A 1,574-nucleotide genomic window follows, 5' to 3' on the forward strand; every position below is an offset into this window, starting at 1 on the left:
GGAGGACTGCCACCGGGAATCCGCTTTCCCTTTTCTTTGACGTGACGCGCGGCACTGCCTATAATCGAGTGAAACGATTCAAAGAGTGACCTGCATCCCGCCGAGTGAGGATGATCACCAACTCCACCAGCGGCCCCCAGTCACCAAGACAATCCGGAATGGAAGCACTCCGGTTCCTTGCCAACGAAGACGAAGGAAATCAGCATGAGCATAACGCCCACCGTGCATGCCCAACCCGGCCTCACAACCGGTACCGGGGGCAGGGATCCGAAGAGGGCCGCAATGAGCGGCTGGATCGGCGGCGCCCTTGAGTACTACGACTTTGCGTTGTACGGCCTTGCCGCCACGCTCATCTTCCCCGCCATCTTCTTCCCGTCCGAAAACCCCACTGTCGCGATCATCGCCTCACTGGCGACTTATGCGGTGGGTTACGTCTCCCGCCCCGTCGGCGCCATTGTCCTGGGAGCATACGGCGACAAGCACGGGCGCAAGAACGTGCTCGTCCTGGCCATGCTGCTCATGGGCTTCGCGACGTTCGCCGTCGGGCTCCTGCCCACGTACGGGCAGGTGGGCATCCTCGCCCCCGTCCTCCTCGTGATCCTCCGCCTGGTGCAGGGGTTTGCGGTGGCAGGCGAACTCGGCGGCGCCAGCGCCATGATCGTGGAGCATTCGCCTGACGCCCGGCGCGGCTTCTTCGCAAGCTTCAGCCTTCAGGGAACGCAGGTGGGCTCCATCCTGGCCACCGGCGTCCTGCTTCCGCTGGCTGCCCTTCTCCCTGCCGACCAGTTCCAGACCTGGGGCTGGCGCATTCCGTTCCTGCTCAGCGCCTTCGTGATCCTTGCCGGGTACATCATCCGCCGCCGGGTCCAGGAGCCCCCGGCCTACCTGGCGCAGTCTGACAGCGCTGCGGCGAAGCGCCGGTTCCCGCTCCTCGACCTCCTGCGCACCCACCCGCGGGTCATGATCCTGTGCGTCATCATGACGTTCACCAACGTGATCGGCATGGCCACCCTCATCTTCGGTGTCTCCTACGCCACCCAGGAGGGCTACGGCATCGGCTTCTCCAGCAGCGAGTTTCTGTGGGTGACCCTCGTGGCCAACATCGCCGCAGTAGTGACCATCCCGATGTTCGGCGCCCTGTCCGACAAGATCGGCCGGCGGGTGCTGATGGTGGCCGGCGGACTCGGCGGCGGCCTGGCCGCGGGCGGCTACCTGTGGGCGATTGACCAGAGGAGCCTGTTCCTGGTCTTCGTCAGCGTTGTGATCGTCCAGGGAATCTTCTTCCAGATGTGGAACTCGACGTTTGCCACTTTCTTCCAGGAGCAGTTCCCCATGCGGATCCGGGTGACCGGCTTCGCGGTGTCGCAGAACGTCGGCCTCATGATCGCATCCTTCTTCCCGAGCATCTTCACCGCCGTGGCTCCTCCCGGCTCAGCCAACGTTCCCGTGGTCATCGGGCTCATCACCTTCGGCATTTGCCTCGTCGCCGCCGTGGCCACCTTCCTGTCCACAGACACCAAGGGCAAGTCCCTCGAGGACCTCGAAGTACACAAGGCCTGACAGCAATAGACAGC

The 1,574-nt window shown here is 64.0% G+C and carries 1 protein-coding gene; it reads left to right on the plus strand.

From position 1 onward, the window contains the following. Positions 1 to 204: 204 nt before the first annotated feature. Entirely contained in the window at positions 205 to 1,560 is a 1,356-nt protein-coding gene (locus P2Q66_RS14810; protein WP_275729328.1) for an MFS transporter, read from the plus strand. Positions 1,561 to 1,574 lie beyond the last annotated feature (14 nt).

Source organism: Arthrobacter sp. Cr_A7 (assembly GCF_029222765.1).
Lineage (GTDB): Bacteria > Actinomycetota > Actinomycetes > Actinomycetales > Micrococcaceae > Arthrobacter.

Bases quoted from the DNA above. Each gene is read 5' to 3' on its own strand.
- P2Q66_RS14810 (WP_275729328.1), top strand. From the start codon at position 205: ATGAGCATAACGCCCACCGTGCATGCCCAACCCGGCCTCACAACCGGT.